This is a genomic window from Streptomyces sp. NPDC107575, from assembly GCF_055657265.1.
Genome location: NZ_JBVKBG010000003.1, coordinates 618,181 through 644,258, shown reverse-complemented (window position 1 = coordinate 644,258; position 26,078 = coordinate 618,181). Strand labels below are relative to the sequence as shown.

The following is a 26,078-nucleotide window of genomic DNA, read 5'->3' as shown; positions in this document are numbered from 1 at the left end:
GCCGGACGACCCACCCCTGCTGCGGCGAAATCCGGATGTACGGGGTGTCGGGGGACTGAGACCATGACACGCATGGCCCAGACTCCCCCCGACGCCGCTTCCGAAGCGGCCTCCGACGACGCGATACGTTCCCGTGGCCGCGCGGCCGCCGCTCCGCCCGCCTGGCTGGTGGTGGCCGTGGCCTGCGCCGGACAGTTCCTCGTCGTCCTCGACGTGTCCGTGGTGAACGTGGCGCTGCCGTCGATGCGCGCCGACCTCGGGCTCAGCGCGAGCGGGCTGCAGTGGGTGGTGAACGCGTACTCGATCGCGTTCGCGGGCTTCATGCTGCTCGGCGGCCGGGCCGGTGATCTCTTCGGCCGCAAGCGGATGTTCCTGGTCGGGCTCGGCCTGTTCACCCTCGCCTCGCTCGCGGGCGGCCTCGCGCAGGAGGGCTGGCAGCTGCTGGCGGCGCGCGCGGTGCAGGGCCTCGGAGCCGCGGTGCTGGCTCCCTCCACCCTGACGATCCTCACCTCCGCCGTTCCCGAGGGTGCCGCCCGGGCGCGCGCCATCGCGACCTGGACCGCCGTCGGCGCGGGCGGCGGCGCGGCCGGCGGACTCGTCGGCGGCGTCCTCACGGAGGGGCTGAACTGGCGCTGGGTGCTCCTGATCAACGTTCCGCTGGGCGCGGTCGTCCTCGCGGCGGCGGCCCGCTGGATCCGGGAGTCCCGCGCGGGCGGCGACCGCCGGCTCGACCTGCCCGGCGCGGTCCTCGTCACGGCGGGCACGGCCGTCCTCGCGTACGGCATCGTGCAGACGGAGGAGCAGGGCTGGGGCGCCGCGGCGACGCTGGTGCCGCTGGCGATCGGCCTGCTGCTGGTCGTCGGCTTCCTCGCCGTGGAGGCCCGTACCCGACTGCCCCTGATGCCCCTCGGCCTCTTCAAGGTGCGCTCGGTGGCGGTCGCGAACGCGGCGATGTTCGTGTGCGGCATGGGCTCGTTCGCCATGTGGTTCTTCATGACGCTGTACGCGCAGAACGTGCTCGGTTACACGCCCATCGAGGCGGGCTTCGCGCTGGTGCCGAGTTCGCTGGCGGTGGTCCTCGGCTCGAAGTTCGCACCGCGCCTGATGCCGCGTTACGGCGCGCGGAACGTGGCGGCGGTCGGTGTCCTGGTGACCGCGGCCGGGTTCCTGTGGCAGTCGACGATGACCGCGGACGGCGCGTACGTCACGACGATCATGCTGCCCGGAATCGTGATGATGGCGGGCGCCGGCTGCGCGATGACCCCGCTGGCCTCACTGGCGACATCGGGTGCGGCCCCCGGCGACGCGGGCCTGGTCTCCGGCCTCGTCAACACCTCACGCACCCTGGGCGGCTCCCTGGGCCTGGCGATCCTGTCCACGGTCGCCACGAGCCGCGCCGCGGGTTCGGCCGACCCGTCCGCACTGACCCGCGGCTACTCGGCCGCCTTCGCCACGGGCGCGGCCATCCTGGTGGTGGCGGCGGTGGTACTGCTCGCAGGCATGCGGAAGACAGACCAAGTCGCCGCCAAATCAAGCCCCTCCGGCGATTGAGGAGCGGGGCCCGGGGCAGCGCCCCGCGACCGCAACCCCGTTACAGCCACCCCTTGTCCGCGGCGACGCCAAGCGCCTCCGTCCGATTCCGCGCCCCCGTCTTCCCGATCGCCGACGACAAATAGTTCCGCACGGTCGACTCCGACAAATGCAACGCCCCGGCAATGTCGGAGACGGTCGCCCCGTCCGCCGCCGCCCGCAGCGCATCCGCCTCCCGCGCGGTCAACGGACTCGGCCCCGCCCCCAGCGCCGCCGCGGCCAGCGCCGGATCGACGACCGTCTCGCCGCGCAGCACCGTGCGGATCGCCTCGGCGAGCTCCTCCACCGGACCGTCCTTGACGAGGAACCCCGCCGCCCCGGCCTCCATCGCCCGCCGCAGATAGCCGGGCCGCCCGAACGTGGTGAGGATCAGGACCCGGCAGTCCGGAACCTGGTCGCGCAGCTCGGCCGCGGCGTCGAGCCCGCTGAGGCCGGGCAGCTCGATGTCGAGGAGGGCGACGTCGGGCCGCTGTTCGAGGGCCGTGTCGACGATGGCGTCACCCCTGGCGACCTGGGCGACGACCTCCAGGTCGGACTCGAGCCCGAGCAGCAGCGCGAGCGCGCCCCGCATCATGCCCTGGTCCTCCGCGAGCAGCACGCGGATGCATTTGGCCGGGCGATGGTTCTGCGGCATCTCGGTCACGACCCAGAGATTACGGCCTCGGCCCGTGGTTGGCGCGTCCGCTCGACCGTCACGTCGTCGCAGGCACCGTGGGTTCACGGTCTCCCGTGGGCAGGTCCGCCCGGACCTCGAAGCCCCCGCGCGGCGCCTCGCCCGACCGCAGGGACCCGCCCGCCGCCGCGAGCCGCTCCGTGAGCCCCTTGAGCCCGGTGCCGCCGCCGCGCCCGGCGTCCCCGGAGGGCCCCACCCCGTCGTCGCTCACCCGCAGCCGGACCCGGTCGGCCGCCCCCTCCACCGTGATCGTGCAGGTCGTCGCCCCGCTGTGCCGGATCGTGTTGGTCACCGCCTCCCGGACCACCCACCCCAGCAACGCCTCCGTCTGCGCAGAAAGCGGCGGGCCCGACTGGCGTACGACGGGTTCGATGGACGCCGCCGCCAGGGCCGAGCGCGCCCGGTCCAGCTCCGTGGCGAGGCTGCCCTCGCGGTACCCGGTCACCGCCTCCCGGATCTCGGTGAGCGCCTGTCTGCCGACCGCCTCGATGTCGGTGACCTGTTCGAGCGCCGCGTCCAGGCTGCGCGGCGCGAGCCGGCGCGCAGCCTCCGACTTCACCACGATCACCGACAAGGTGTGGCCGAGCAGATCGTGCAGGTCGCGGGAGAAGCGGAGCCGCTCCCGCTCCACGGCCTGCCGCGCCAACTCCTCACGGGCGTCGCGCAGTTCACGTACCGTCTCGGACAGCGACAGGATCGCCGCCGTCACCATCGTGGACAGGAACGTGCCGTACGCGACGCTCACCGCGTCCCACCCTTCGCGAAGCCCGGACACGACGGCCGCGAGGACGGTCAGGCCGAGGCCGACCCGCCCCAGGTGCCGCCCCCGCGCCACCGCCCCGACCGCGAGCCCGAGCAGCGGGAAGAGCGCCAGCCAGCTGCCCCCGTACGCCCCGGCGAGCCCGCACGTGAGCAGTCCCATCACGACGACCGCGGCCCGCGTCGACGCCGCCTGCCGTGTCTCCTTGTGGAAGGCCCTGAACACCACATACACGTAGAGGGAGTTGAAGACGAACAGGCCGATGCCGCCGACCCACGGGTGGGGTGTCTTGCCCTGGACGAGGTTCGACGCGGCGCCGAGACCCATCAGGAGCCACGGCAGCAGCGCGAAGCCGGTGGGCGGCGGGCCCAGCTCCTCGGCCGGCCTGCCGTGCTCGCGGCGGTCCGCCTTCACGCGCGCGTAGTCGGCCTTCCACTCGTCCCGCGCGTCCCGCCATGCGCGGATCCCGGAGCCGAACCTGTTCCCCGACGCCATGCCCAAACCCCCGTAGCTCAGATGGTGCGCGCGGACCTGCGGTACGAGACCACAGCGTACGAACCGAACGCCACCAGCCAGCCGATCAGCACGGCGAGCGCCGCGACGGACGGCGCGTGGCCGTCCGCGACGGCCGTGCCGAGCTGGGCGAAGCGGTTGGTGGGCGTGAACGACGAGACCTGCTGGAGCCAGTGCGGGAACAGCGCCACCGGGAACCACAGTCCGCCGAGCACCGCGAGGCCCAGGTAGCAGAGCATGTTGACGCCGCCCAGGGCCTGTGAGGTCAGCCGGTAGCCGTTGCCGAGCCCCAGCATGGTGAACGGCAGCGAGCCCAGCCACAGCAGCACCGCGATCGCCGGCCACTTCCAGGCGTCCATCCGTACGCCGTTGACCAGCGCGCCCGCCAGCATCACCGCGAGGACCGCGGGCAGCACTGTCACAGCCCCGGTGAGCGCCCGGCCGAGCACGCCCTGGCGCGGAGTCATCGGGGTGATCCGCAGCTGCCGCAGCCAGCCGATCGCCCGGTCCTCCGCGACCCCGCCCGCCGTGTTCAGGGCCGCGCCGAGCGCACCGTACGCGGCCATGCCGATCATCGATGCCGTGCGCCAACTCTCGTCCGTGTAGCCGATGTTGGTGAACAGCAGGTACATCAGGACCGGCATCGCGATCGTGCCGAGCACGAACCGTCCGTCGCGCAGTGTGCGCCGCACTCCGAGCCGCAGGTAGTCCCACATCACACACGCTCCAGCTGGTCGTCGATGCCGTCGATGTCGTCCTCGGGGGACGCCGTCAGTGCCATGAACGCGTCGTCCAGGGAGGCCGGTTGGACCTCCAGGTTCCGTACGAGGTCCTGGGCGGCCAGCGCGAGGACCGTGCCGTCGGAGTCCTCGGTGCGCAGCCGGGCGCGGTCGCCGCGCACCTCCACCGTCGTCACTCCCGGCAGCAGCTCAAGACCTGCCGTGCCGCGCCCCGCCAGGTCGAAGGCGACGAGGCTGCCGCCGCCCGCCCTGCGCAGCTCGTCGCCGCTGCCGTCCGCGACGACCCGGCCGTGGTCGATCACCACGATCCGGTCGGCGTTGGCGTCGGCCTCCTCCAGGTAGTGCGTGGAGAACAGCACGGTGTGGCCGCGCCGCGCGTATCCCCGCATCGACGCCCAGAACGCGTGCCGGGCCTCGACGTCGAGCGCGGCCGTCGGCTCGTCGAGCACGAGCAGCGCCGGGTTGCCGGCGAGCGCCACGGCGAACCGCACGCGCTGCGTCTGCCCGCCCGACAGCTTGTCGACCCGGCGCCCGGCCAGCTCCTCGATCCCGGCGAGCCGCAGCGCCTCCCGTTCGTCCATGGGGTGCGGGTACCGGCCGGCCACGAAGGAGACCAGCTCGGCGACCGTGACCCGGGGCACCGCCCGCCCCTCCTGGAGCATCGCGCCGACCCGCCCGGCCCGCACCGCGTCCTGCGGCGCCGTGCCGAACAGCTCCACGTGCCCCTCGTCGGGCTCGTCGAGGCCGAGCAGGAGCGCGATGGCGGTCGACTTGCCCGCGCCGTTGCGCCCGAGCAGCGCCACCGTCTCGCCCGCCGTGATCTCCAGGTCGAGGCCGGCCACGGCCCGCACCTCACCGAACGTCTTGACGGCCCCCGTGAACGAGACGGCCGCTGCCTTCGTCGTCTTCATGACAGTGACGCTATGGATCGGGGCCCGGGCGGCGGCAGATGCGGTTGTCCGCACCTCGCCGGTACAAATGTCACCGCCGTATTTCTGACGTGCCGTCAGAAAGGTGCGCCACGGCCCTTCCCAAGCCATGCGCTCTTGGCTATACATGGGGCGCCGGGGGAAATGGAACAGGTTCTACCCGGCCCGTGACGACCTCGGTGCGGCCGACGGTGCGGACGGTCGCACCGAGGTCTTCGACCAGCCTTAGGGAGCGTTTGCCTCTATGCCCATCGACGCCGCGAAGGCCGTAGCCGCAGAGCCCAGGTCCGCAGAGATCACCTGGGACCACAAGGACATCCAGCTCTACCACCTGGGTCTCGGCGCGGGCGTCCCCGCCACCGACCCCGACGAGCTGCGCTACACGCTCGAGTCGAAGCTGCACGTCCTGCCGAGCTTCGCGACCGTCGCGGGCGCCGGCATGGGCGTCGTCGGCGGCCTCTCCGCACCCGGCATCGACGTGAACCTCGCGCACGTCCTGCACGGCGGCCAGACCATCGAGCTGCACCGCCCGATCCCGGTCAAGGGGAAGGCCACGACCACCTCGCGCGTCGCCGCCGTCTACGACAAGACGAAGGCGGCCGTGCTCGTCCTGCGCAGCGAAGTCGCCGACGCGGACGGCCCGTTGTGGACCAGCGACTCCCAGATCTTCGTACGCGGAGAGGGCGGATTCGGCGGCGACCGCGGCCCGTCCGAGCGCCTGGAGGTCCCCGAGCGCGAGCCCGACCGCACCGTCGAGCGGACCATCCGCGAGGACCAGGCCCTCCTCTACCGCCTCTCCGGCGACTGGAACCCGCTGCACGCCGACCCGGAGTTCGCCAAGCTGGCCGGCTTCGACAGGCCGATCCTGCACGGCCTGTGCAGCTACGGAATGACGCTCAAGGCGGTCGCGGACACGGCCCTCGGCGGCGACGTCTCCCGCATCACCCGCTACAGCACGCGCTTCGCCGGGATCGTCTTCCCCGGCGAGACGCTGCGCGTGCGCATGTGGGAGCAGCCGGGCCGCGTGCAGGTCACGGTCACGGCGGTGGAGCGCGAGGACGCTCCGGTGCTCGCCGACACGCTCGTCGACCACAACTGACCACCGGTAAAGGGACACCGACGCACGAAGGAGCCGCACGCCATGCGAGCAGCCGTACTGCACGAGATAGGCCAGGACAAACTCGAGGTACTGGACGACGTCGAGGCGGTCGGCTTCGGCCCGGGCAAGGTGCGGGTCCGGCTGCGCGCCACCGGCCTGTGCCACTCCGACGTCTCCGCGATGAACGGCGTGCTGCCGCAGCCCGCCCCCTTCATCCCCGGCCACGAGGGCGCGGGCGAGATCGTCGAGGTCGGCGACGGCGTGACGCACCTGACGCCGGGCCAGCGGGTCCTGATGTGCTGGCTGCCCGCCTGCGGCACCTGCCCCGCCTGCAAGCGCGGCCAGACCGAACTGTGTCTCGCCGGGTTCATGAACGCGGGCACCCCGAACTTCAAGCGCCCCGGCGGCGACGTCTTCGGCTTCGCCGGAACCGGCACGTTCACCGAGGAGGTCGTCGTCAACGCGGCCTGCGCCGTGCCGATCCCGGACGACGTGCCCTTCGACATCGCCGCGCTCATCGGCTGCGGCGTCACCACGGGCCTCGGCGCCGCGATCAACACGGCGGATGTGGCGGCCGGTTCGTCCGTCGCCGTCATCGGCTGCGGCGGCGTCGGCATCTCCGCGATCCAGGGCGCGCGGCTCAAGGGCGCGGCGGAGATCGTCGCCGTGGACCCCGTCGAGTCGCGGCGCGAGTCCGCCCTCAAGTTCGGCGCGACGAAGGCGATCTCACCGGACGAACTCGCCGACGCCAAGCAGAACATCACCGCGGGCGAGGGCTTCGACTACGTCTTCGAGGTCGTCGGCAAGTCCGCCACGGCCCGCACGGCGTACGAGACGACGCGGCGCGGCGGCACGCTCTGCGTCGTCGGCGCGGGCGCCATGGACGACTTCCTGCAGCTCAACATGTTCGAGCTGTTCTTCGACGAGAAGAAGATCCTGCCGTCGATGTACGGCGGCGGCGACGTCCTCCAGTCCTACGAGCGCGCGATCGCCCTGTGGCGGGCGGGCCGCATCGACCTGGAGTCCCTGATCACGCACCGGGTGCCGCTGGCGGAGATCAACGAGGCGCTGGACCAGATGAGGACGGGCGTCGCGCTGCGGACCTGTATCGAGCTGTAGGCCGCGCATTTCAAGCCCGCCGTTTGGACGAGAGCCAGCGGGGTCCGGGGCAAAGCCCCGAGTCCGCAACACCGTCGCGGCGCACACGAACCAAGGGAGCCGACTGTATGTCAACCCCGCTCAACGGCCTCACGGCCATAGTGACCGGTGCCGGCCGGGGCCTGGGTCGCGCCGAAGCCCTCGAACTCGCCCGCCTCGGCGCAAACGTCGTCGTCAACGACTTCGGCCAACCCGGCAGGGACGGCTCCGGCGAGGCGACGACAGGCCCCGCGGAGCAGGTCGTCGCGGAGATCGAGGCCGCCGGCGGCACCGCCACCGCACACACCGGCGACGTCGCCGACCACCAACAGGCGGAAGAACTCGTCCAGTTGGCCATCGACACGTACGGCCGCCTCGACATCCTCGTCAACAACGCCGGCATCCTGCGCGACCGCATGATCTTCTCGATGACCGAGGAGGAGTGGGACTCGGTCATCCACGTCCACCTCAAGGGCCACTACAACACCAGCCACTTCGCCGCCCGCCACTGGCGCGAGGCGTCCAAGGCCGCGGGCGGCCCCGTGTACGGGCGCATCATCAACACCTCGTCCGAGGCCTTCCTCGCGGGCTCGGCCGGGCAGCCCAACTACGCGGCGGCGAAGGGCGGCATCGTCGGGCTCACCACCTCCACGGCGCTCGCCCTCGCCAAGTACGGCGTCACCGCCAACGTCATCTGCCCGCGCGCCCGCACCCGTATGACGGAGGACGTCTTCGCCGGGTTCGCCGAGCCGGAGGACGGGCTCGACCCGCTCGCGCCCGAACACGTCGCCCCGCTCGTCGGCTACCTCGCCGCGCCCGCCGCCGCCAACGTCAACGGCCAGCTGCTCGTGGTGCACGGCGGCATGGTCGCCGTCGTCGACCGGCCCCGGGTGCAGGCGAAGTTCGACACGGCCAAGGACGCGTTCACGTACGACGAGCTCGACGCGCTGCTCACCCCGCACTACAAGGACCGGCCGCCGAACGAGACGTTCGCGGCGGCGGAGGTGCTCGGCCTCAAGCACGGCTGAGTCCGGCCGCGGACACCACTGAGGGGCCCGGCGGATGCCGGGCCCCTCAGAGATACGTTTCCTCACATCGAGTGTCGAGCGTTACGCCTCGTCCGCGCGCGCCCCACGATGCCGCCCTCGCGGCCTCGACTCCTGGTCGCCGCCCGCAGTGGGCGGCGAGGACACCTCGCCGCGGTGACGACCCGAACCGGCCCGCGCCAGGCGCGCCGCCTCCGTGCCGACCTCGACATCCGTGCCGTTGCCTTCCGCCATCGGAACATTCACCCCGTAAACACGTACAAGATCCTTCAGTTGCAGCCGGGCGAGTCTAACGGTCCGTCCCGCGGCCCCCGAGGGGTGCCTGCGCGAGGGGGACGGGGCGTGTCGCGGCGGGCTCGGGCGGGGCGGATTCCGCCTTCGGCTCCCGCTGTTCCGGGCCGGGTTCCGGCACCGGGAGCCGCGCAAGTCCGCACGGCGTCTCCTCGGTGACGTACGGGAGGGAGAGCACCCCGTCGCGCGAGAGGAAGCCGCTGCCCGGGAGCCAGCCGCCGGGCGCCGCGACCTGGTGCATCCGGCCCTCCGCGGGCCGCCACAGACCGAGCCACGGGGAGCCGCCCTCCGTGCTCTCGACGTGCAGCGCCACCGCGCACCCCTCCGGCATCAGCGACTGGCCCGGCTGGATGGCGAAGGGCGTCAGCTCGCAGTCGGCGAGGCGCAGCGAATACGGGAAGCGGATCGGCAGCGTGCTGCCCAACACGCCCCAGCCGAGCCGGAGTTCGCCCGGTGTCGGGGCGTCCGAGCGGAGCAGGATGAGGCCGCTGTCGAGGTCGGCGAGGAGCAGTCGGTCCTCGCTGTCCTCCGCGACCTGGAGGAGCGGGGAGACCTCGCCGCCCCGGTCCAGGTCCACCACCACCGTCTTCACCGGGCCGCCGCCGTCCGCGTCCGGCAGGGCCCGGTCCAGCGCGAGCAGCCGGGCCTCGCGGGACAGCCAGACCCCGCCCGAGCAGCGCCCCGGCACCTCCGCGAGCAGCTCGGGGCCGAAGCCCGCGCCCGCCACCTGCCAGACCGCGGTCGACTCCGCGCCGACCGCGAGCGCGTAGGCACACCGACCGTCGGGTGCGGGCGGCAGCAGCGTGAGCTCCTCGCACTCCACGGCCCCGAGCGGCACCTCGCCCGTGCCGGGGCCCGTCGGGTAGAGCAGCGAGAACATCTGGCGCCCCGCAGCGGTGCGCTGGATCAGCACCCGGCCGTCGGTCAGGGGCAGCACGGCGGTGCCGGGCTCCTCGGGCTGGGGGCCCGGCAGCGGGACCGCGTACGGCTCGGGTCCGTCCAGGGTCCAGCGCTCGGGGAACCAGGAGTCCTCGCTCGCGCCGTGCCGGGCGAGCCGCGCCGCGTACGTCGCGTCCATCGTGAGCACACATCCGGTGTGCGGCGGTCGTGGCGGCATTTCCGGCGTATCCGGCGTGGGTTCGGTGGCCAGGGCCGTCATGGATCAGTCACCTCCGCTTGTCCGGGCCGACGCTAGTTTTCGCACGAACCTCCGTGGCACCTCGCGCCCGCCGTTTCACACGAAAGGTGGGCCATGCCCCGAATTGGCTGTGCACCCCGAGTCCCGTGTGCTCTCCTGCTCCCTTCCTCCGGTACGGGCCGGGCTTGGGGGTGGGGCGGGCCGCGCAGGTAACCTGTCTGCGTGCCCCGTCTGTCTGAAGTAACCACCGCCCTCGAAGCCCTCTGGCCCCCGGCCCTCGCCGAGGGATGGGACGCGGTCGGCACGGTCGCGGGCGACCCGGACGCCGAGGTCGGCCGGGTCCTGTTCGCCGTCGACCCGGTCCAGGAGATCGTCGACGAGGCGGTGAAGCTCGGCGCCGACCTGCTGGTCACGCACCACCCGCTCTACCTGCGCGGTACGACGACGGTGGCGGCCTCGACCTTCAAGGGCCGCGCCGTCCACACGCTGATCAAGAACGACATCGCGCTGCACGTCGCGCACACCAACGCCGACAAGGCCGACCCCGGCGTCTCGGACGCGCTCGCGGGCGCCCTCGACGTCCGCGTCGTACGCCCCCTGGTCCCCGACCCCACCGACCCCGCCGGACGTCGCGGCCTCGGCCGGGTCTGCGAGCTCGAGCACCCGCTGACGCTGCGCGAGCTCGCGGGCCGCGCCGCCGACCGGCTGCCGGCCACCGCGCAGGGCATCCGCGTCGCGGGGGACCTCGACGCGACGGTGCGTACGATCGCCGTGAGCGGCGGCTCCGGCGACAGCCTCTTCGACGAGGTGCGTGCCGCCGGCGTCGACGCCTTCCTCACCGCGGACCTGCGCCACCACCCGGTGAGCGAGGCCCGCGAGACCACGCCTCTCGCGCTGCTCGACGCGGCGCACTGGGCCACCGAGTGGCCCTGGTGCGAGCTGGCCGCAGCTCAGCTCGACGAGATCTCCGACCGCGAGGGATGGGGCCTGCGGGTCCACGTCTCGAAGACGGTCACCGATCCCTGGACCGCCCACGCGGCGTCCAACCCCCAGTCTGTTTCTACTTTTGGAGCCCCCAACTGAACGCCGCGCCCGCCGATCAGATCCGTCTGCTCGACCTCCAGGACCTGGACACCCGCCTCCAGCAGCTCGCGCACAAGAAGAAGTCGCTGCCCGAGCACGCCGAGATCGAGTCGCTGACCAAGGACCTCACGCAGCTGCGCGACCTGCACGTCGCCGCGACGACCGAGGAGAGCGACTGCGCCCGCGAGCAGACCAAGGCAGAGCAGGACGTCGACCAGGTCCGCCAGCGTGCCGCCCGCGACCAGAAGCGCCTCGACTCCGGCGCGGTCACGTCCCCCAAGGACCTGGAGAACCTGCAGCGCGAGATCGCCTCGCTCGCCAAGCGCCAGGGTGACCTGGAGGACGTCGTCCTCGAGGTCATGGAGCGCCGGGAGTCCGCGCAGGAGCGCGCGGGCGAGCTGGCCGAGCGGCTCTCCTCCGTGCAGGCCAAGGCCGACGACGCGACCTCGCGGCGCGACGAGGCGGCTGCCGCCATCGACTCCGACGTCGCCTCCGTCACCAAGGAGCGCGAGGTCGTCGCCGGGTCGATCCCCGCGGATCTGCTGAAGCTGTACGACAAGCTCCGCGAGAAGGAGGGCGGGGTCGGTGCGGCGAAGCTGTTCCAGCGGCGCTGTGAGGGGTGCCGTCTTGAGCTCAACATCACGGAGCTGAACGAGGTTCGCGCCGCGGCGGCGGATGCGGTGGTGCGGTGCGAGAACTGTCGGCGGATCTTGGTCCGTACGTCCGAGTCCGGCCTGTAGGAATGTTGCGGTCCCACGGTGTTGCGGTCGCGGGGCTCTGCCCCGGACCCCGCTGCTCAATCGCCGCAGGGGCTTGATTTGGGCCCCTGCTGCCCGCCGGAGAGGACGATGTGACGCCCCCCGACCTCAGCGCCCCCGCCACCTTCCTCCTGCTTCGGCATGGGGAGACCGCGCTCACTCCTGAGAAGAGGTTCTCCGGGAGCGGGGGCGGGGATCCCGAGCTGTCCGATGTCGGGCGGGCGCAGGCCGCTGCCGCCGCTGCGGCGCTGGCCGCGCGCGGCGATGTCGAGGTGATCGTCGCGTCGCCGCTCGCCCGCTGCCGCGAGACCGCCGAGGTCGTCGGTGAGCGGCTCGGGATCGAGGTGCGGGTCGACGACGGGCTGCGCGAGACGCACTTCGGGGCGTGGGAAGGGCTCACGTTCAAGGAGGTCGGGGCGCGGTATCCCGACGACCTCAAGGCGTGGCTCGGGTCGTCCGACGCCGCGCCCACGGGCGGCGGCGAGAGCTTCGCCGAGGTCGCGGAGCGGGTCGCGGAGGCGCGGGACCGGCTGACCGCCGCGTACCGGGGGCGCACCGCGCTGCTGGTCAGCCATGTGACGCCGATCAAGACGCTGGTGCGGCTCGCGCTCGGTGCGCCCGCAGAGGCGATGTTCCGCATGGAGCTCGCGGCGGCGTCCCTGACCACGGTCGCGTACTACGCGGACGGGAACGCGAGCGTGCGCTGCCTCAACGAGACAGCGCACCTGGGCCGACCAGGGTTCTAGCGGAGGCCGCTCGCCTCGCGGGCCAGGGACTCCACCCGGTCCCAGTCCTTCGCCGCGATCGCGTCGGCCGGGAGCATCCAGCTGCCGCCCACGCAGCCGACGTTCTTGAGCGCCAGGTAACCGGGCGCGTTGGCCGGGGAGACGCCGCCCGTGGGGCAGAACCGGGCCTGCGGCAGCGGGCCCGCGAGGGACTTCAGGTACGCGGTGCCGCCCGCGGCCTCCGCCGGGAAGAACTTCATCTCGTGCACGCCGCGCTCGATCAGCGCCACGACCTCGGACGTCGTGGAGACGCCGGGCAGGAACGGCACGCCCGAGCCCTTCATGGCGTCGAGCAGCGTGTCCGTCCAGCCGGGGCTGACCAGGAAGCGGGCGCCCGCGTCGACCGAGTCGGCGACGTTCGCGGGCGAGATCACGGTGCCCGCGCCGACGACGGCGTCCGGCACCTCGGCGGCGATCGCCCGGATCGCGTCCAGCGCGGCGGGCGTGCGCAGGGTCACCTCGATGGCGGGGAGGCCGCCCGCGACGAGCGCCCGCGCGAGCGGCACCGCGTCGGCGACGTCCTCCACCACGACGACGGGCACGACGGGGGCGAGATCCAGCACGGAGGAGCCGGCAGAGGCGGCGGCAGTCGAGGTCATGGAACCATCCTGCCCCGGTCCACGCAGCATGCGCAAAGGGCGTTGCGCATGCTGCAATGCGTCGAGTCGGGGGTCAGTGGATCTCGTCCACCAGGACGTCCAGGTTCCACGGGCGGCCCGCCTTCGTCGGCTCCTCGACCTCCACGACGTGTCCGAGCCCGCGCAGCACGTCGACCAGCTCGGCGGGGCCGGCCGGTGCGGCGCCCGCCTCGAGGAGCGAGCGGACGATCCGGCCCTTGGTCGCCTTGTTGAAGTGGGAGACGACCTTGCGGGTCGGCGCGTGCAGCACCCGCACCGTCGCCGTCCGCTCCGCGACCGTGCCCTTCGGCTTCCACGCGCTCGCGTACGCCGACGAGCGCAGGTCGAGCACGAGCCCGTCCCCGGCCGCCTCCGGCATCACCTCGGCCATGGGCCCCCGCCAGTACGCGCCCAGCGCGCCGAGCCCCGGCAGCTTCACGCCCATCGAGCACCGGTACGAGGGGATCTTGTCGGCGATGCCGACCGCGCCCCACAGCCCGGAGAACACGAGCAGCGACTTCGCCGCCCGCCTCTTCGCCGCCGCGTCGAGGGAGGCCAGGTCCAGGGCGTCGTACAGGACGCCCGTGTAGATCTCGCCGGCCGGGCGCGCGCCCGCCGTGCGCAGCTCCGTGTTCTTGGCGATCTCGCCGCGCAGCCCCTCGCTCAGGCCGAGCACCTCGCGCGCCTTCTCCTCGTCGGCCGCGCACAGCTCCACCAGCTCGTCCAGGACGGCCGCCCGCGCCTCGGCGAGCCCCGGCAGGGACAGCCCCTCCGGCTTCAGCGGCGCCCCGCGTCCGGAAGCGGCCTTACCCTCCGACGGCGGCAACAGCACAAGCACGGGGCACTCCTCAAGCACGTACGGGAACAGAAGACGATCGGCGCACCAGCCTACGGCGTGCCGACCGCGCCACCCGGTCCTACGCTTCATGGCATGCCCCGTCGCCACCTCCGTGTGACCGGCGCGGCGCGGGAGCCGCTCGGTGCCGTGCTGCGCGAACTGCGTACGAAGCTGGACGTGCCCGGGGAGTTCCCGGCCGCCGTGCTCGCGGAAGCCGAGCGCGTCGCCGTAGAGCCGCCGTGGCTGCCGGACCGCGACGAGACGGCGATCCCCCTCTTCACCATCGACCCGCCCACGTCGACCGACCTCGACCAGGCCATGCACCTGTCCCGGCGCCCCGGCGGCGGCTACCGCGTGCGGTACGCGATCGCCGACGTCGCCGCGTACGTCGCACCTGGCGGCGCCCTCGACGCCGAGGCGCACCGCCGCGTCACCACCCTCTACTTCCCCGACGAGAAGGTCCCGCTGCACCCCACCGTGCTCAGCGAGGGCGCCGCGAGCCTGCTGCCTGGCCAGACCTGCCCGGCCGTCCTGTGGACGATCGACCTGGACGCCGACGGGCGCGCAGAGTCCACCGACGTCGTCCGCGCCCTCGTCCGCAGCCGCGCCAAGCTCGACTACGCGGGCGTGCAGAAGGCCATCGACGACGGGACCGCCGAGGAGCCGCTCGCCCTGCTCAGGGACATCGGGCAACTGCGCATGCAGCTGGAGGTCGAGCGCGGCGGCATCTCGCTCGACGTGCCCGAGCAGGAGATCGTCGCGAGCGACACCGCGTACGAACTCGCCTACCGGGCCCCGCTGCCCGCCGACTCCTGGAACGCCCAGATCTCGCTGCTCACCGGGATGGCCGCCGCCGAGCTGATGCTCACCGCCGGCACCGGCATCCTGCGCACGCTGCCCACCGCCCCCGACGGAGCGGTGGGCCGGCTGCGCCGCACCGCGAAGGCCCTGCACATCGAGTGGCCCCACCACGTCCCGTACTCCGACCTGGTCCGCTCCCTCGACCCCCGGAACCCGCACCACGCCGCGTTCCTCCAGGAGTGCACGACGCTGCTGCGCGGCGCGGGCTACACGGCGTTCAGCGGGGGCGAGCCCCCGGCCCTCGCCACGCACGCCGCCGTAGCCGCGCCGTACACGCACTGCACGGCCCCGCTGCGCCGCCTCGTCGACCGCTACGCGTCCGAGCTGTGCCTGGCCGCGTGCGCGGGGCGGGGCGTCCCCGAATGGGTCCTCGCGGCCCTGGACGAGCTGCCGAAGGAGATGGCCGAGGGCACCCGGCGGGCCAACACCGTGGAGCGCGAGTGCGTCGACATCGTCGAGGCTGCGCTCCTGTGGCACCGGGTCGGCGACGTCTTCGACGCGGTGGTGGTGGACGTGAAGGACCGCGAACCGGCCGCCGGGACCGTCCAGTTGACCGAGCCCGCCGTCGTCGCCCGGATCGAGGGCGGCTCCTCCGCGCTGCCGCTGGGGGAGCGGCTGCGGGTCCGGCTCACGCAGGCGGACCCGGGGTCGGCGAAGGTGCTGTTCGCGCCCGCGTGAGCTCCAGGGCGCGGGCGAGCGCGTCCGGGGCCTCCGCGTGCAGGCGTACGAGGTGGATGTCCTGCGGGCGGCCGAGGAACGTGAAGTGCCGTACGGCGTCGGAGAGTTCGACGGTGATGCTGGTCTGGGCGCCGATGTCCAGGTTCAGCTCACCCTCCTTCGCCTCGTGCGTGTACTTGTTCTCGCGGCGCACCGCCGTGATCCGCTCCAGCGGTATCCGCAGGTCCACGAGGATGCCCCGGCGCACCCGCAGGGTGTCGTCCGACACCACGTGCGGACGGGTCACGGCGGCGGCGTGCAGGCCGAGGATCCACACCACCGTGTAGACGTCGAGGAACAGGACGACGTGGTGGAGCGTCGGCCAGTCGCGCAGCAGCGCCCACATCCCGAAGGACTCGACGACGCACACGAACGTGATGCCGTACATCATCACGGCCTGGCCCCGCGCGTACGGGAAGGCCTCGGCGCCGACCGGAACCCCGTGCCGCCGCCGCGCCGCCCACCGCAGGAGGCTCGCGAAGACCCGCAGCTCGTGCCCGACGATCCGGCGGACCTTGGCGGGGACGACCTCCCGCACGGCCGCCCGGCCGCCGCGCCGGTACAGCACCGCGAGTCCGCAGGCCTCGACGACGAGCACCGCGACGACCGCCGCCTCGACGGCGCGGGGCGGCCGCGTACCCGCCAACAGGCAGACGGTGACGACGAGTTCGCAGGCCATGGCGGCGTACGCGAGGACACGCAGCACCGTCCGCAGCCCCGTCATGGCGCACCGCCCTCGGCGGCGATCCGCAGCGCGCGCCGGACGGCCTCCGCCTGGGCGGGGGAGAAGTCGGCGAGGAAGGTGTCGAGCAGGGTGTTGCCCTCCGTGAACGCCTCGCCGGTCGGCAGGTCCGGCGGCACGCACGCGGCCAGCGCCCGCGCCGCCCCTGCCACCCGGGGGTCGTCCGCGGGGGCGTCGGCGAGCGCGTCGAGCCGCGCGTACACGTCACGGGCCGCCTCCAGGGCGTCGGGCCCGGACAGGGCGGGCAGCAGCGTCGACATCAACCGCTCGCGGTCCTCGGGCGGCGCCGCCGTGTCGATGAGGGCGAGCACCTCGCGGTCCTTCGCGGCCATCGGTGAATCGCGCAGTTCGTCGCCCAACTCGCCGAAGAACGCGCTCAGTTCCGGGGACAGCGGGCCGTCCGCGGGCAGCCGCCCCCGCTCGGCGTCCGAGAGCAGCGCCCGCAGCCGGGTCCGCCGCTCGTGGATCGCCGCCTCCTGCCGGGCCAGATCCGCGTCCAGCTCGGCCAGCACCTCGACGAGGTCGCGCCCCGCGTCCTCCGCGAGCACGTCCCGCACCTCGGGCAGCCCGAGCCCCAGCTCGGTCAGCCGCCTGATCCGGGCGAGCTCGATGGCGTGCCGCAGTCCGTACTCCCGGTACCCGTTGCCGAGCCGCTCGGGCTCGGGCAGTAGTCCGAGGTGGTGATAGTGCCTGATGGCACGCGTGGTGACGCCGACGATCCGGGCCAGCTCTCCGATCCGCATGCCCTCAGTAGAAACGTTGACGCTACGGCAGGGTCAAGCGGACCGCGCCGGAAGGGCTTGACGGCTAACACCGTTAGCCGTACGGTCGTCGCATGGTTCGGCTAACGGTGTTAGCCACGGTGTCGCCGACGCCGCAGACTCTCCGGGAGGTCCCGATGAGCACGACAGCACCGACCACGACGACCGACACCGCCCCCTCCACTGTCACCAAGTCGCTCACGGTCGTCCGCCGCTCCGCATGGTTCGTGCACGCCCTCTTCTGGACGGCCTTCGCAGTCGTGGAGGGCGTCAACCACGGCTGGGTCGCGACCCTGTTCGCCGTCGCCTTCTTCCTCGCCCCCGACTTCACGTTCCTGGCGGGCATCGGCGAGACCCGGAAGATGGCGCCGGGCCAACTCCCGCCCCGCGCCGTGCCGTTCTACAACGCGGCCCACCGCGCGCTGGTCCCGCTCGCCCTCGTCGTGGCGTACACGGTGCTGCCCTTCATGCAGTGGGCGCCGCTCTTCGCGGGCTTCTGCGGCTGGCTCGCCCACATCTCGTACGATCGCGCCTTCGGCTACGGACTGCGCACCAAGGAGGGCTTCCAGCGTGCCTGACCTGAAAGAAGGCCCGCGGCTCACGCCCCGGGCCACCGGGATCGCGGCCGAGGCCCGGGCCCTCCTGGAGGAGTCCGGGCCCGAGGCCCTGACGATGCGCGCCCTGGCCGACCGCCTCGGCATCAAGGCCCCGTCCCTCTACAAGCACTTCCCCGACAAGCAGGCCGTCGAGACGGAGCTCGTCGCGCAGATGCTCACCGAGTCCGCCGAGGCCTGCGAGGAGGCGGAGCGCCGGGCCCCGGGCTCACTCGCCGCCCTCACCGAGGCCTACCGCGCCTACGCCCTCGCCCACCCCCACCTCTACTGCCTCGCCACAGAGCGACCGTTGCCCCGGCACGCGCTGCCCGAGGGCCTTGAGAACCGCGCGGCCGCCCCCTTGATGCGGGCCTGCGGGGGCGACGGCGACCTGGCCCGCGCCGCCTGGGCCTTCGCGCACGGCATGGTGATCCTGGAGATCCACGGCAGGTTTCCGGACGGCGCGGACCTGACGGAGGCGTGGCGGGCCGGGGCCGCTGCGCTCGGCTCCTAGCCCCGGCGGGCCGAACCGGCCGGACCCGCCGAACCGGCAGGTAGGATGGCCGCACGGCAGACGAGCCGGGCGGACGGCCGCGTGGGGTTCTTCGGAACCTCCCGAGGAACGTCCGGGCTCCACAGGGCAAGGTGGTGGCTAACGGCCACCCGGGGTGACCCGCGGGACAGTGCCACAGAAAACAGACCGCCGGGGACCGCAAGGCCCTCGGTAAGGGTGAAACGGTGGTGTAAGAGACCACCAGCGCCTGAGGCGACTCAGGCGGCTAGGTAAACCCCACCTGGAGCAAGGTCAAGAGGGACCGCCTCTTCGGAGACGGTCCTGCGCGGACGATCGAGGGCTGCCCGCCCGATGTTCGCGGGTGGACCGCAGGAGGCCGGTGGCAACGCCGGTCGTAGATGGATGGCCGTCGCCCCGACGACCGCGAGGTCCCGGGAGCACAGAACCCGGCGTACAGCCCGACTCGTCTGCCCCTTCCTCTTCCGGGGCGCCCCCCGGCGCGGCGTCAGAGCGCCGCGCCGTTCGTCGAGCGGATCTGCTGGCGGCGGTGCTCCCGCTTCTCCTGGCGGCGCTGCTTGCGCTTCTTCGGGGCGTGCTCCGTGTCGTCGTCCGCCGCTTCGGTGTCCGTGTGCTCCTCGGGCTCCCGTACGAGGGAGTCGTCGAGGAGGTCCTCGGGCGGCTCCGGGAGGGACGTCTCCCAGTCCGCGGACTCGCGGGTCGTGCCGTTCACCGCGGGGCTCAGGCGTATGTGGAGGTCCTCCAGGCCGCCCGCCGGGACGCGGAAGGCGTAGGTCGCGGTGCGGGTGCGACGGCGGCGCACCTCGCTGTGCAGGCCGGCGAGGATGTCCTGGTCGGCGTCGTACGAGCGGACGGCCTTGGCTCCGCCCGCCCACACCTGGACGCGTGCGGTGAGGTGCATCCGCACCGCGGCCTTCGCGTGGCGCAGCGCGTCGGTGTGCTCCTTGGTGTGCTGGTCGACGGCCCTCGTGTGCGCGGCCTCGCTGGAGTAGCCCCTGCGCGGCGCGCGGCGCGGATGCTCGGCGTGGTGGGCGCGCATGGCCCGGCGCACGCCGGGGGCCGAGTTCTTCACGCGGACCGTGAAGCGGACGTAGGTGTCGCCCTCCTCGTGGCCCTGGTCCAGATAGGTGGGCGCGAAGGTCTCGAGGTCGTCGATCGTCGCTTCGAGGCCGCTGTCGAATGCGGCCCACTCGCCGACGTCCAGGGCTGTGCCGGTGGTGTCGTGGTCGTTCGAGGACATGGACCCGTCTTTCGAGAGAGGAGAAGGATTATGTCCAGTATGCGAGTAATGGTGATATAAGTGTGCGCCGGTCCCATCGGCGGCCGCCTGGGGGCGTATGTGCAGGTGGGGGAGGTGTGGAGGCGAGAAATTCCCTCTTCATTTACGTGCCGCTTACAGCTAACGTCTGTGTCCATGAGTGAGCAGGGCGTCACGGGGGCTGCCGCCGCCCCGGACATGAACGACACGACGGACCCGGTCGACCGGCTCGACCGGCTGCCCGTGGGGCCGTGGCACCGCAGGCTGACCGCGATCGTGCGTAGGGGCCTTCTTCGATCTCTACGAGGTGTTCCTCGGCGGCGTGCTCGCCGCCGCGCTCGCCGAGTCCTGGCAGCTGTCCGGCACCGAGAAGTCGTGGCTGATCGCCTCCGGGTTCCTCGGCATGTTCGTCGGCGCCAACGTGCTGTCCGTGCTCGCCGACCGGTTCGGGCGGCGCAAGATGTTCCTGGTCAACCTGGGGCTCTACTCGCTGTTCTCGCTGGCCTGCGCGTTCGCGCAGGACGCCACCCAGCTGTCCGTGCTCCGCTTCCTCGCAGGCCTCGGCCTCGGCGCCGAACTGGTCCTCGTCGACACGTACTTGGCGGAATTCCTGCCGCGCAAGGTGCGCGGCCGCTACATCGCCTGGGCCTACACCCTCGGCTTCGTCGGCGTGCCCGTCGCGGCACTGCTCGGCGCGCGCCTCGTCGCCAAGCACGAACTGCTCGGCATCGACGGCTGGCGCTGGCTCCTCGTCGCGGGCGCACTCGGCGCCGCGTTCATCCAAATCCTGCGCACCCGCCTCCCGGAGTCCCCCCGCTGGCTGGCGTCGCGGGGGCGAACGGCGGAGGCGGACGCGGTGGTGCGGAGCATCGCTTTTCAAACGGACGGGCCCAGTCGAGCGGGTGGGCAAAATCAAGCCCCTGCGGCGATTGAGCAGCGGGGTCCGGGGCAGAGCCCCGAGACGTCAACCACGGTGCCGCTCAGCCGTATGTTCAAGGCCCCCTACGCCCGCCGCACGGTGATGTGGTGGATCTTCCAGATCCTCCAGACCGTCGGCTACTACGGCTTCGGCTCACTCGCCCCCGTCGTCCTCCAGGCCAAGGGCCACACCGTCACGGAGTCCCTCTCCTACGCGGCCCTCAGCTACCTCGGCTACCCGGTGGGCTCCGCCCTCTCCGTGCCGCTGATCGACCGGATCGAGCGGCGCACGCTCATCATCCTGTCGGCGCTCGGGATCGCCGCGTTCGGCCTGGTCTTCGGGTTCGCGGAGGCGTCCTGGCTGATCGTGGGCGCGGGCTTCCTGCTCACCGTCAGCAGCAACGTCTTCTCGAACGCCTTCCACGTCTACCAGACGGAGATCTTCCCGACGGGCATGCGCTCCAGCGCCATCGGGATCGCGTACTCGCTGTCCCGGCTCACCTCGGTGGTGCTGCCGTTCGTCGCGATCGACGTGCTGGAGGACCTGGGCGCCAACGCGGTGTTCATCGCGTCGGGCGTGCTGATGCTCGTACTGTGCCTGAACGTGCGGTTGTTGGGGCCGCGGACGACCGGGCGGAGCCTGGAGTCGATCTGACCGGCGCCGGTCACCGGGGGAGCACGTGGGGGCGTGACGCCGCGATGAACTGGTGGATCAGGCCGCGCGACTCGTCCCGTACGACGCGGAGTTCGTCCCGGTCGTCGGCCGTGGGGATGCGGTCGACGGACGCCATCGCCTCGCGGGCGAGGGTGGTCAGGGCCGGGGTCTCGGTGAGCAGTTCGACGCGGAACATCGCCTCCATGGCCGCCGTCCTCAACCGCTGCGCCTCGCGGCGCAGTTCGTGGACGTCGGCCGTCTCGCCCGGCCGGTCGACGTGCTCGGGGAACCAGCGGTCCAGCTGCCCCCGCCGGTAGTTGGCGAGCGCGCCGCCGAACGCGCAGTAGGCGTCGATGCGTTCCTGGCGCAGCCGCTCGGCGCGCGCGAAGTCCTGGCCGCGGGCGGCCGTGCGAGCCTGCAGTACGTGGCTCAGGCCCGCGCCCAGCAGGGTGCCGAGGACCGCGATGACACTGGTGGCGACGACAATCATGGGGCCAGCGAAGCACCTGTGGGCGTGCGCCGACCCCCGTACGGTCAGATCAGTGGCGGGCGGCCGAGCCGCGTCATCCGCCACACCGTCCGCCAGCGCATCGGGCGCCGCTCACCGGCGGACGCGCGCAGGCCCTCCGCGAAGCCGCCCGCCCAGGCGCGCAGACCGCCCAGCGACCTCGTGCGCAGCAGCGTGATGCCGGTCCACACCGCGAGGTACAGCGGGATCAGCGGGAGGGGGAGCCGGCGGCGGGCCAGCCACACCCGGTTCCGGGCGGTCATCCGGTGGTAGACGGCGTGCCGGGCCGGGGACGTCTTCGGGTGCTGGAGCAGCAGCTGCGGCTCGTAGAGGACCTTCCATCCCGCGTCGAGCGCGCGCCACGCCAGGTCGGTCTCCTCGTGCGTGAAGAAGAAGTCGGCGGGCCAGTCGCCGGTCTCGTCGAGCATCTTCATCGAGAAACCGTGGGCGCCGCCGAGGAACGCGGTGACGAGCCCGCGCTTCATCGGGTCCTTCGCCCGCAGCCGCGGCACGTGGCGGCGCTGCGTCTCGCCGAGTTCGTCGGCGATCCGGAAGCCGACGATGCCGAGCTTCGGGTCCTCGGCGAACAGGCGCTGGATGGTGGAGAACACATCGGCGTCGACGAGCAGCCCGTCGTCGTCCAGCTCCACGGCCACGTCGACGTCGCCGAACTCGCGCAGCCGGGCGAGGGCGACGTTGCGGCCGCCGGGGCAGCCGAGGTTGTCGTCCAGCTCGACCGTCGTGACCTCGAACGGGTAGCCGGGGTAGGCAGGCAGCGCCGTACCGTTGCCGATCATGACGACGCGGGTGGGCACCGCATCCTGCTTGGCCACCGATTCCAGGAGGGCGTCGACGTCCTTGGGCCGGTTGCCCATGGTGACGATGGCCACACCCAGGCGCGGGAGTTCGGTGCTTCGGTGCCTGTCAGTCATGGCGGCGATGGTAGCCGTTCACCTTGTGCGCCCGGCCCGCGGCTCGGTCAGGTCAGGGAGCGGTCCGCGACCTTCGCCACATGCGCCCGCAGCGCGCCCCGCGGGTCGGGAGTCAGGGTGCCCAGGGCGACCAGCGCCGTAACGACCACGTCGCACAGCTCCGACTCCACGTCGCCCCAGGAGTGGCTGACGCCCTTGCGCGGGTTCTGGCCGATTGCGCCGATCACCGCCTCGGAGACCTCGCCGACCTCCTCCGACAGCTTCAACATGCGCAGGAGGAGGGCCTCTTGGGGTGGGCGGGCGTTGTGGTCGTCGAGCCAGGTCCGCAGGCGGTCGATCGTCGTCCACAGGGCGTCGTCGGAGTCGGGGTTCGTCGTCACGAGCGACGAGGGTAGAGGGTCGCCGACGGGTCTCGCGGGCGGGCTATTCCTCTTCCTTCTCGTCCTGGCGCGCGGCCACCTGCTTGTTGCGGGACGACACCACGGCCAGTGCCGCCGCGCCCGCCCCGACGAGCGCCGCCGGCACCATCCAGTGCCGGTCGAGGCGGTGGCCGAGTGCGTGGTCCAGGGAGTAGCGGCCCGCGCCGGTCACGGAGAGGCCCGCCGCGACGAAGCCGAGGAACGCCGCGTACTCGTAGCCGCCGTTCTGCGCGAAGAAGCCGTTCGGCGCGTGCACCGCGGCCGCGCCCGCCATGGTCCCGGCGGCGGCCGCACCGCCCACAGGGGTCGCGAGCCCGAGCGCGAGCAGCGCCCCGCCGCCCGCCTCCCCGAGCCCGGCGGCGATGGCGCTCGCCTTCGGCGGGTGGTACCCCATGGCCTCCATGCCGGCGGCCGTGCCGGACACCCCACCGCCGCCGAACCAGCCGAGGAGCTTCTGAGCCCCGTGCGCGGCGAGCACTCCGCCGGTGCCGAGCCGCAGCGCGAGCAGCCCGAGGTCGCGGCGCCCGGGGCAGGAACTACGAGACGTACGAAAACGTGAGCAGGTCATGACCTCACCGTCCGGCACTCGTCCGGCCCGCACCTGGTGCGCAGGCCCGTTCGAGTGACACTAGTCCAGTGGATCAAGCCCGCACATGCGGAAGCCGGACTTCAGCCCCGGCCGATGTACGGCATGTTCGTCGCCAGGACCGTCGCGAACTGGACGTTGGCGTCGAGCGGCAGTTCGGCCATGTGCCGCACCGTGCGCCCCACGTCGGAGACGTCCATCACCGGCTCAGCCGCCAGCTCGCCGTTCGCCTGCGGGATGCCGCGCTGCATGGCCTCGGTCATGTCCGTCGCCGCGTTGCCGATGTCGATCTGGCCGCAGGCGATCCGGTAGGGGCGGCCGTCGAGGGAGAGCGACTTCGTCAGGCCGGTCATGGCGTGCTTCGTCGTCGTGTACGCGATCGAGCGCGGGCGCGGCGCGTGCGCCGAGATGGAGCCGTTGTTGATGATCCGGCCGCCCTGCGGGTCCTGCTCCTTCATCTGCCGGAACGCCGCCTGTGCGCACAGGAACGCCCCGTTGAGGTTCACGTCGACGACCTGCCGCCACGCGTCGTACTCCAGGTCCTCGATGCCGACGCCGCCGGGCCCGAACGTGCCCGCGTTGTTGAAGAGCAGGTCGAGGCGGCCGAAGCCGTCGCGGGCCGTGGCGAAGAGCGCCGTGACGTCCTCGGGGCGCGACACGTCCGCGGGGACCACGAGGGAATCGGCGTCCGGGGCGAGCGCCGCGGTCGCCTCCAGGGTCTCGGCGCGGCGGCCCGCGAGGGCCACGCGCCAGCCCGCCCGCAGCAGTTCGAGGGCGACGGCCCGGCCGATGCCGGAGCCCGCGCCGGTGACGACGGCGGTGCGCGAAGCGGTGTCCGTTTGCGAAGCGTTCATGGGGCCGCAGCGTACGGGTCGCGCGGCCACACGGAGATCATCGATCCGCCATGTGGCTGTTGTGTACGTGACAGTCGGGCGTCGTCCCCGGCCACTGCAATAACGCTTCATGCCCCAGACATCGCAGCACGCAGCCGAACTCCGTGTCGCCGCCCAGCACTTGGGCCGCAGAAGATTCCTCACCGTCACCGGCGCCGCCGCCGCGCTCGCCTTCGCGACCAACCTGCCGACCGCCGGCACCGCGGCCGCCGCCGAGCTCGACGCCAAGAAGATCAAGAGCGACCCCTTCACGCTCGGCGTCGCCTCCGGCGACCCGCTGCCCGACTCCGTGCTGCTGTGGACCCGGCTCGCCCCGTCCCCGTACGAGACCGGCAGCGGACTGCCCGCCGCCCGCGTCGACGTGGCCTGGGAGCTGGCGAGCGACGAGAGGTTCCGGCGCGTGGTGCGGCGCGGCACGACCACCGCGCACCCCGAGTACAACCACACCGTGCACGTCGAGGTCGACAAGCTGGCGGCCGGGCGCGTGTACTACTACCGCTTCCGCGTGGGGAGTTGGGTGAGCCCGGCGGGCCGCACCCGCACCGCGCCCGCCGCCGGCGCGAAGACCTCCGCGCTGACCCTCGCCGCCGTGTCCTGCCAGGCGTACCACGACGGGTACTACACCGCGTACAAGCACCTGGCCGAGGACGACGTCGACGTGGTCTTCCACCTCGGCGACTACCTGTACGAGTACGCCGTGACCTCCGTCGGCGGCGCCCGGAACTACACCGACCGCGTGCTGCCCGACGTCTTCAACCGGGAGACCATGACGCTGGAGGACTACCGGCTGCGGTACGCCCTCTACAAGTCCGACGAGAACCTGCGCGCCGCCCACGCCGCGCACCCCTTCGTCGTCACCTGGGACGACCACGAGACCGAGAACAACTACGCGGGCGACACCGACGAGAACGGCAACCCGCCCGAGGAGTTCCTGCTGCGCCGCGCCTCCGCGTACCGCGCGTACTGGGAGAACCAGCCGCTGCGCCGCCCGCAGGTCCCGAGCGGCCCCGACATGCGGCTCTACCGGCGGCTGCACTGGGGCCGGCTCGCCCAGTTCGACATCCTCGACACCCGCCAGTACCGCACCGACCAGGCCAACGGCGACGGCTGGAAGACGCCGACGCCCGAGTCCGAGGCCGCCTCGCAGACGCTGCCCGGCTTCACCCAGGAGCGCTGGCTGACCGACGGCTGGCGCGACTCGCGGGCCCTGTGGAACGTCGTCCCGCAGCAGGTCACGTTCTCCCGCAGGAACAACGCGACCGCCGGCAACACCACGCTCTCCATGGACTCCTGGGATGGTTACCCGGCCTCCCGCGAGCGGATCCTCAAGGGCGCGGAGGCGGCCCGCGTCGAGAACCTGATGGTCCTCACCGGCGACGTCCACGTCTCGTACGCCATGGACATCAAGCGGGACGCCGACGACCAGGACTCCCGCACGGTCGGCACCGAGATCGTGACGACCTCGATCACCAGTGGCAAGGACGGCTCCGCCAAGCCGTCCAACTGGGCCGGGTACCTCGCCCGCAACCCGCACATGAAGCACTACAACGGCCAGCGCGGCTACGCGACCGTGGAGCTGGGCCGGGAGGCGGCGCGGGCCGACTTCAAGACGGTGTCCGCGGTGACCACACCCGGGGCGGCCCTCACCACGGCGGCCTCGTTCGTGACGGCCGTGGGAGAGCCCGGGCTCAAGCCCGCGTAACCCC

The 26,078-nt window shown here is 72.6% G+C and carries 26 protein-coding genes, 1 other RNA gene and 2 pseudogenes; 13 read left to right on the top strand and 16 right to left on the bottom strand.

Going from position 1 to position 26,078, the window contains the following annotated elements:
• Nucleotides 1-72 precede the first annotated feature (72 nt).
• Nucleotides 73-1,551, top strand: coding sequence for a DHA2 family efflux MFS transporter permease subunit (locus tag ACZ7L4_RS16180; protein WP_472102974.1), 1,479 nt, complete (start codon nt 73-75; stop codon nt 1,549-1,551).
• Between the two features lie 40 nt (nt 1,552-1,591).
• Here ACZ7L4_RS16180 and ACZ7L4_RS16175 read toward each other — a convergent pair whose 3' ends face one another.
• The 4 genes from ACZ7L4_RS16175 to ACZ7L4_RS16160 are packed head-to-tail and all read right to left on the bottom strand — an operon-like array spanning nt 1,592 to nt 5,187.
• Nucleotides 1,592-2,224, bottom strand: coding sequence for a response regulator (locus ACZ7L4_RS16175; RefSeq protein WP_472104032.1), 633 nt, complete (start codon nt 2,222-2,224; stop codon nt 1,592-1,594).
• A 58-nt stretch (nt 2,225-2,282) separates the two neighbouring features.
• Complete coding sequence (locus ACZ7L4_RS16170; protein ID WP_472102972.1) at nt 2,283-3,518, bottom strand: sensor histidine kinase; 1,236 nt, start codon at nt 3,516-3,518, stop codon at nt 2,283-2,285.
• A gap of 17 nt (nt 3,519-3,535) precedes the next feature.
• On the bottom strand, nt 3,536-4,252 hold the full coding sequence (locus tag ACZ7L4_RS16165) for an ABC transporter permease (protein ID WP_472102970.1): 717 nt from the start codon (nt 4,250-4,252) through the stop codon (nt 3,536-3,538).
• On the bottom strand, nt 4,252-5,187 hold the full coding sequence (locus ACZ7L4_RS16160) for an ABC transporter ATP-binding protein (RefSeq protein WP_472102968.1): 936 nt from the start codon (nt 5,185-5,187) through the stop codon (nt 4,252-4,254). The genes ACZ7L4_RS16165 and ACZ7L4_RS16160 overlap by 1 nt, the downstream gene beginning before the upstream one ends.
• A 262-nt stretch (nt 5,188-5,449) precedes the next feature.
• Between ACZ7L4_RS16160 and ACZ7L4_RS16155 the strand changes: the two genes are divergently transcribed.
• From ACZ7L4_RS16155 to ACZ7L4_RS16145, 3 genes are all read left to right on the top strand, one after another.
• The gene (locus tag ACZ7L4_RS16155; protein ID WP_472102966.1) at nt 5,450-6,304 is read left to right on the top strand and encodes a MaoC/PaaZ C-terminal domain-containing protein; all 855 of its coding nucleotides are present in this window, start codon (nt 5,450-5,452) and stop codon (nt 6,302-6,304) included.
• A 42-nt stretch (nt 6,305-6,346) separates the two neighbouring features.
• Complete coding sequence (locus ACZ7L4_RS16150; protein WP_472102964.1) at nt 6,347-7,423, top strand: Zn-dependent alcohol dehydrogenase; 1,077 nt, start codon at nt 6,347-6,349, stop codon at nt 7,421-7,423.
• Between the two features lie 107 nt (nt 7,424-7,530).
• A complete protein-coding gene (locus ACZ7L4_RS16145; protein ID WP_472102962.1) occupies nt 7,531-8,469 on the top strand; it encodes a 3-oxoacyl-ACP reductase in 939 nt (312 codons plus the stop codon).
• Nucleotides 8,470-8,550: 81 nt separating this feature from the next.
• On the opposite strand, the gene ACZ7L4_RS16140 is transcribed toward ACZ7L4_RS16145, so the two are convergent.
• Nucleotides 8,551-8,721 (bottom strand): hypothetical protein, encoded by a 171-nt coding sequence (locus tag ACZ7L4_RS16140; RefSeq protein ID WP_472102960.1) that lies wholly within the window; start codon nt 8,719-8,721, stop codon nt 8,551-8,553.
• Nucleotides 8,722-8,776: 55 nt separating this feature from the next.
• Nucleotides 8,777-9,937 (bottom strand): hypothetical protein, encoded by a 1,161-nt coding sequence (locus ACZ7L4_RS16135; RefSeq protein WP_472102958.1) that lies wholly within the window; start codon nt 9,935-9,937, stop codon nt 8,777-8,779.
• 201 nt (nt 9,938-10,138) lie between these two features.
• On the opposite strand from ACZ7L4_RS16135, the gene ACZ7L4_RS16130 reads away from it, so the two are divergent.
• The 3 genes and pseudogenes from ACZ7L4_RS16130 to ACZ7L4_RS16120 all read left to right on the top strand — a co-directional run.
• Nucleotides 10,139-10,999: a Nif3-like dinuclear metal center hexameric protein gene (locus ACZ7L4_RS16130; protein WP_472102956.1), complete on the top strand. Its 861-nt coding sequence runs from the start codon at nt 10,139-10,141 to the stop codon at nt 10,997-10,999.
• Nucleotides 10,996-11,739, top strand: coding sequence for a zinc ribbon domain-containing protein (locus tag ACZ7L4_RS16125; RefSeq protein ID WP_472104030.1), 744 nt, complete (start codon nt 10,996-10,998; stop codon nt 11,737-11,739). The genes ACZ7L4_RS16130 and ACZ7L4_RS16125 overlap by 4 nt, the downstream gene beginning before the upstream one ends.
• A 119-nt stretch (nt 11,740-11,858) precedes the next feature.
• Nucleotides 11,859-12,503 (top strand): annotated as a pseudogene (locus ACZ7L4_RS16120) (histidine phosphatase family protein); the annotation flags it as partial.
• Here ACZ7L4_RS16120 and eda read toward each other — a convergent pair.
• Nucleotides 12,500-13,141, bottom strand: coding sequence for a bifunctional 4-hydroxy-2-oxoglutarate aldolase/2-dehydro-3-deoxy-phosphogluconate aldolase (eda, locus tag ACZ7L4_RS16115; protein WP_472102954.1), 642 nt, complete (start codon nt 13,139-13,141; stop codon nt 12,500-12,502). The pseudogene ACZ7L4_RS16120 and the gene eda sit on opposite strands and share 4 nt — an antisense overlap.
• 73 nt (nt 13,142-13,214) lie before the next feature.
• The gene (gene yaaA / locus ACZ7L4_RS16110) at nt 13,215-13,997 is read right to left on the bottom strand and encodes a peroxide stress protein YaaA (protein WP_472102952.1); all 783 of its coding nucleotides are present in this window, start codon (nt 13,995-13,997) and stop codon (nt 13,215-13,217) included.
• Nucleotides 13,998-14,090: 93 nt separating this feature from the next.
• On the opposite strand from yaaA, the gene ACZ7L4_RS16105 reads away from it, so the two are divergent.
• Nucleotides 14,091-15,536 (top strand): RNB domain-containing ribonuclease, encoded by a 1,446-nt coding sequence (locus ACZ7L4_RS16105; protein WP_472102950.1) that lies wholly within the window; start codon nt 14,091-14,093, stop codon nt 15,534-15,536.
• On the opposite strand, the gene ACZ7L4_RS16100 is transcribed toward ACZ7L4_RS16105, so the two are convergent.
• Nucleotides 15,487-16,299, bottom strand: coding sequence for a hypothetical protein (locus ACZ7L4_RS16100; RefSeq protein WP_472102948.1), 813 nt, complete (start codon nt 16,297-16,299; stop codon nt 15,487-15,489). The genes ACZ7L4_RS16105 and ACZ7L4_RS16100 overlap by 50 nt on opposite strands.
• Nucleotides 16,296-17,060 (bottom strand): MerR family transcriptional regulator, encoded by a 765-nt coding sequence (locus ACZ7L4_RS16095; protein WP_472102946.1) that lies wholly within the window; start codon nt 17,058-17,060, stop codon nt 16,296-16,298. Before ACZ7L4_RS16095 ends, ACZ7L4_RS16100 begins: the two co-directional genes overlap by 4 nt.
• Before the next feature lie 155 nt (nt 17,061-17,215).
• Between ACZ7L4_RS16095 and ACZ7L4_RS16090 the strand changes: the two genes are divergently transcribed.
• The 3 genes from ACZ7L4_RS16090 to rnpB all read left to right on the top strand — a co-directional run bounded on the left by ACZ7L4_RS16090 (nt 17,216) and on the right by rnpB (nt 18,655).
• Nucleotides 17,216-17,656, top strand: coding sequence for a DUF4260 family protein (locus tag ACZ7L4_RS16090; protein ID WP_472102944.1), 441 nt, complete (start codon nt 17,216-17,218; stop codon nt 17,654-17,656).
• 1 nt (nt 17,657) lies between these two features.
• The gene (locus ACZ7L4_RS16085) at nt 17,658-18,185 is read left to right on the top strand and encodes a TetR/AcrR family transcriptional regulator (protein WP_472104028.1); all 528 of its coding nucleotides are present in this window, start codon (nt 17,658-17,660) and stop codon (nt 18,183-18,185) included.
• Nucleotides 18,186-18,246: 61 nt separating this feature from the next.
• Nucleotides 18,247-18,655: RNase P RNA component class A (gene rnpB / locus ACZ7L4_RS16080), an RNA gene on the top strand.
• 35 nt (nt 18,656-18,690) lie between these two features.
• On the opposite strand, the gene ACZ7L4_RS16075 is transcribed toward rnpB, so the two are convergent.
• The gene (locus tag ACZ7L4_RS16075; protein ID WP_472102942.1) at nt 18,691-19,443 is read right to left on the bottom strand and encodes a hypothetical protein; all 753 of its coding nucleotides are present in this window, start codon (nt 19,441-19,443) and stop codon (nt 18,691-18,693) included.
• A gap of 216 nt (nt 19,444-19,659) precedes the next feature.
• Here ACZ7L4_RS16075 and ACZ7L4_RS16070 point away from each other — a divergent pair.
• A pseudogene (locus tag ACZ7L4_RS16070) lies at nt 19,660-21,034 on the top strand (MFS transporter).
• Nucleotides 21,035-21,044: 10 nt separating this feature from the next.
• Here ACZ7L4_RS16070 and ACZ7L4_RS16065 read toward each other — a convergent pair.
• The 5 genes from ACZ7L4_RS16065 to ACZ7L4_RS16045 form a co-directional block, all read right to left on the bottom strand.
• Nucleotides 21,045-21,524: a hypothetical protein gene (locus ACZ7L4_RS16065; protein ID WP_472102940.1), complete on the bottom strand. Its 480-nt coding sequence runs from the start codon at nt 21,522-21,524 to the stop codon at nt 21,045-21,047.
• A 44-nt stretch (nt 21,525-21,568) separates the two neighbouring features.
• On the bottom strand, nt 21,569-22,474 hold the full coding sequence (locus tag ACZ7L4_RS16060) for a glycosyltransferase family 2 protein (protein ID WP_472102938.1): 906 nt from the start codon (nt 22,472-22,474) through the stop codon (nt 21,569-21,571).
• Between the two features lie 47 nt (nt 22,475-22,521).
• Nucleotides 22,522-22,854, bottom strand: a complete 333-nt coding sequence (locus tag ACZ7L4_RS16055) for a MazG-like family protein (protein ID WP_472102936.1) — start codon at nt 22,852-22,854, stop codon at nt 22,522-22,524.
• Between the two features lie 43 nt (nt 22,855-22,897).
• Nucleotides 22,898-23,461 carry a DoxX family protein gene (locus tag ACZ7L4_RS16050; RefSeq protein ID WP_472102934.1) on the bottom strand — a complete coding sequence of 188 codons (564 nt, stop codon included), beginning with the start codon at nt 23,459-23,461 and terminating at the stop codon, nt 22,898-22,900.
• Between the two features lie 101 nt (nt 23,462-23,562).
• Nucleotides 23,563-24,333, bottom strand: a complete 771-nt coding sequence (locus ACZ7L4_RS16045) for an SDR family oxidoreductase (RefSeq protein WP_472102932.1) — start codon at nt 24,331-24,333, stop codon at nt 23,563-23,565.
• 109 nt (nt 24,334-24,442) lie between these two features.
• Between ACZ7L4_RS16045 and ACZ7L4_RS16040 the strand changes: the two genes are divergently transcribed.
• Nucleotides 24,443-26,074, top strand: a complete 1,632-nt coding sequence (locus ACZ7L4_RS16040) for an alkaline phosphatase D family protein (RefSeq protein WP_472102930.1) — start codon at nt 24,443-24,445, stop codon at nt 26,072-26,074.
• Nucleotides 26,075-26,078: the final 4 nt, after the last annotated feature.